Raw genomic sequence first — 3,567 nt, forward strand, 5'->3', positions numbered from 1 at the left:
ACCTTAATAATGGTGAGAAGCTTGTTATGACAAAACAACTACAGTTGAGGAGCCGTGTGAAGGGACAACTTTCACGCACGGTTTTGAAGACCAACGGGGGAGGCAACAAACCCGTTGAGTTTAACCCGGTTAGACATAGGACTAAAAAGCAAATACATTTTGGTTTTCAAACAGGAGATGTTGTAAAAGCTGTAGTTACCAAAGGTAAAAAAGCTGGGGTTCATATTGGAAGAATCGCCACTCGCGCAACTGGTAGTTTCAACATCTCAACAGCCAAAGAATTAGTTCAAGGTGTTTCGTACAAAACTTGTCTTGCGATCCATAAAAAAGATGGTTATGGATATTCAAGTTGACAATTTTCTTTCTTCAAATAAATTTGCCTGAGTCGTGTTTCCTCCCCTGTCTAAAGCACGGTAGACAGTGCTACGCACTTGTACCTCAGGGGCTTCCACCCTCCTAATTTTCTTTACGTGAACAATGATAAGTCAGCATTCACAAACTGCCACACTGACAGTAAGAGTATCGCAAGAACAGTCAACAGAGGGAATGGTAGTGGAGGCGATCGCCTCCCTACAAGATTTTATAGCTTTACGTCCAGATGCGCGTGAGGTAAGGAAAGCGTTGGCAGTTAAGTTGGTTTATCAAGGTTACCTATATGATGAAATCCAAACAATTTTAGACGTATCACGAGGGTCAATAACAGCTTGGAAGCAAGCCTACGAAGAAGATGGAGTTGAGGGACTGCGGCTGAACTATAAAGGGAGGAAAAGCTACATGGTTGAGTGGACAACGAGAACAAGTTTTAACTTGGCTACAAACCAAAGATATCTGGGAGCTTGGCGAACTGGAATATAAGTTAGCTTTTGAGTACGACGTGGTTTATGAGTCAAAACAAAGTTACTATGACCTGTTTGAGGAAGCAGGAATCAGTTGGAAGAAAACCACAAAATTGAACCCCAAAGCCAATCCAGATGCTGTTGCAGAAAAAAAAAAGAGATTGAAACATTGCTGGCACATCACAAGCGTGGAAATCGAAACAGGAAAGTTGAGAGTACTGTTAATTGATGAGTGTCATTTAATGTGGGGAGATTTAAGTGGTTACGTATGGGGAAAAAGTGACCAAGAAATAGCAGTCCCAGTTGTGAACGAGCGTTTCGGAGCAGACATACTATGGGGCAGTTGACTATCTCCTTGGAGAATTAGTTCTCAAAGCTTATGATGCGGGAAACTCAAAAAATACTATCGACTACCTAGAATACTTACTAGCTGACTCTCCCGACCAACGATTACTAATTTTTTGGGATGGGGCTAGCTACCACCGATCCAAGGAAATTAGAGGTTTCTTGGATTCTGTTAATCAAAGCTTACCAACTGAGCAATGGAAAATACACTGTGTCAGTTTCGCCCCTAATTGCCCAGTACAAAATCCACTCTTAGGATATTTGGTTACAAGCCAAAACATGGGTTCGGCGTTTTTGTGGTTTAATTCCTTCATTTTCACATTTAAAGTGGATATTTGAGTGGTTTATTAGACACACTACCTTTAATTTTGACACTCTACAGATGTACGGAGCTTATTCAAAAATCAAATAGGATTCCTATATCTTCACTTTCTACTAGTATCCATCTTTGCTCTATCCCGCCATAGCTCACTTTTTGTTCTTGATAACTATATCCTTTTTGTTCACTTTTTTTCAATTCTGCACCTGTTAATTTTTTTCACGAGATTCTTAGCTTTCTTTATAGTTAATGGTACTCGACTTATCCATTTTATATTCTCCATTAACTTCAAATTGTTCTCGCTATATAAAGCACTATCAGCTACCATAATACTTTCCAAATTTATTTCCTTAGAATACTCGACTAAAATTTTCCCAAAAACTGCTTTATCTGATTCATTTCCGTCACCTCCTCTAATAAATAAAGGAATGTCTCCATCACTACTTACTATTAAATCTAAAATACATTGTTTGAGGTCTGGTCTATGGTCACGAGAATATCCCTGTGTGATTACAATCGGATTATCTGAGATTATTTCTAATTATTTCTCTTGATTACCTAATTTATTGTTATATGACCCATGTCAATGGAATGATGTTGAATCTAAGTGAGAATATTGGGTCGATATACCATATTTTTTTATGAGTGATAATCCAATTATTAAAAATAGTTTAGTTCATCCATATTTGTAGAGTTTATCCATGACTCTTCCCAATTTATCATCATTTAAATCCTCTGCCTTAATCCCCTCTCCTAATAAATGTTCTATAGCTTTATCTTCAAAAAACTGTGAAAATAAATATAATGGTTTAGAAACAAATCCAAGTCCATTCAAAATGATTGCTTTGACTACTTCTCCTCCATTAACTCTTTCCCTCATATCGGTTCCTAGCAGGTCATTGATTTTTTCTACTATTCCTATTTCATCAACAATTCCAGCTACTATTCCTAAGTGATCTAAATTTTTCATGAATGGTTCTTCTTTTTGATAATTCATTTTTTCGATTTTTTTGAAGAAAGCTTTTTCATAATATTCTCACTTATTTAGCAATAAAAATACTTTCACTGGTTCTCTATTTTGATTTTTCTTCTTAATCTCTAATCATACATATTACTATTTTTAATTAGTAGTTAATCATACATTTTAACTGGCTTGCCAAAGCTAATACAAGCGTGAGTCTAAGTATTTCCAAATAAAGACTTAGACTCACGCTTGACACCATGTTATATACTACAAAATGAAGTACAAGAATTGGGTTATCTAGCGATCGCACACCTCCCTATTATTCTCAGTATTAATACGTCTCAGTCTAGTTTATATTGGTAATATTATTTGAAACATCAATGTATTGCATTTTGAAGTGCGGAATGTGGGTTAAATTATCTCCATATTCATTTTGCATTTTTGGTTTTTGCATTTGTTCTTTATATTCTAAAAATATTTTCGCAAAACTTGAAGAATCTGATTGATTTCCAGATGCAGATTTTAAAAATATTGGTATATCTCCATCTTGAGATGATATTAATTCTATGATAAATTGTTTTAAATCAGGTCTATGAACGCGAGAATAGCCATAAGTAATTTTAATAGGCTGTAGCGATTGGATTTTAATGTCGGATGAATTATAATTAAAAATTATATCTGGTAAACTAGTTTTATATTCACCATGTAAATGTAGTGAGGTCGAGTCTAAATGTGACGATTTTAAACTAATATTAAATTGTTGTATTACATTTATAGTAATCGCTAAAAATATCTCCGTTAAACCTTTAATAAATAATTTATCCATTACTCTACCTAATTTATCATCATTTAAATATTCTGCTTTTACTCCTTCTCCTATTAGATGTTCGCAAGGTTTATCTTGAAAAAACTCTGGAAACATATATAAAGGACTGCTTACAAAACCTAATCCATTTAATATCATTGCTTTAACTACCTGTCCTGGGCTTACTTTTTCTCCTGGCTCTTGCCCAATTATTTCATTAATAATTTCTCCCAAACCTATGGAGTCTATAATCCCTGCAATTATACCCAAGTGGTCGATATTTTGAATTTCAATATCT

The 3,567-nt window shown here is 34.9% G+C and carries 4 pseudogenes; 2 read left to right on the plus strand and 2 right to left on the minus strand.

What is annotated here, in order from left to right:
* A pseudogene (locus OGM63_RS28165) lies at nt 1-353 on the plus strand (RNA-guided endonuclease IscB); the annotation flags it as partial.
* 124 nt (nt 354-477) lie between these two features.
* Nucleotides 478-1,593 (plus strand): annotated as a pseudogene (locus OGM63_RS28170) (IS630 family transposase).
* Between the two features lie 12 nt (nt 1,594-1,605).
* On the opposite strand, the pseudogene OGM63_RS28175 reads toward OGM63_RS28170, so the two are convergent.
* Both OGM63_RS28175 and OGM63_RS28180 read right to left on the minus strand, forming a co-directional pair.
* Nucleotides 1,606-2,497: pseudogene (locus tag OGM63_RS28175) on the minus strand (IS1634 family transposase); the annotation flags it as partial.
* Between the two features lie 438 nt (nt 2,498-2,935).
* A pseudogene (locus tag OGM63_RS28180) lies at nt 2,936-3,567 on the minus strand (IS1634 family transposase); the annotation flags it as partial.

Source organism: Plectonema radiosum NIES-515 (assembly GCF_025753815.1).
Lineage (GTDB): Bacteria > Cyanobacteriota > Cyanobacteriia > Cyanobacteriales > Nostocaceae > Hassallia > Hassallia radiosum_A.